The organism is Vibrio sp. 10N.222.46.A1 (genome assembly GCF_041473595.1).
In the GTDB taxonomy this organism is placed as follows: domain Bacteria; phylum Pseudomonadota; class Gammaproteobacteria; order Enterobacterales; family Vibrionaceae; genus Vibrio; species Vibrio tasmaniensis_A.
In genome coordinates, this window is sequence record NZ_JBFRSN010000397.1 from 1 (window position 1) to 344 (window position 344).

Genomic DNA, 344 nt, shown 5'->3' on the forward strand with positions numbered 1-344 from the left:
CTTGAGATGCGTCGATCAACTCCTGTCTAGTTTCCAACGGAAGTTCCGTGTTCTGCGAACCCGTAGTCAAAGATGTTAGCAATCCAGTTGGGGAGGTTTTTAATTGCTTAACATTTGTTGCGTCCATATAAAGCGCAGCAGAGTCAAAAAATGACGCTTTAAGCTTAGTTGTAATCATTTCATCAATGCTACTACGCATGTTCTCACCGACTTCATGAGCACCATTGTAGTGGGCGTTAACGATAGACGAAGAGAATAGGCTTATACAAATGGTTGAAGCTAAAACGGTTTTTTTCATAATACTAATCCTTCAATATCTATTGTTTAACTTGACTGAATTTGGT

The 344-nt window shown here is 39.2% G+C and carries 1 pseudogene; it reads right to left on the reverse strand.

The window, feature by feature from the left end:
• Positions 1-298: pseudogene (locus AB4496_RS12530) on the reverse strand (hypothetical protein); the annotation flags it as partial.
• Positions 299-344: the final 46 nt, after the last annotated feature.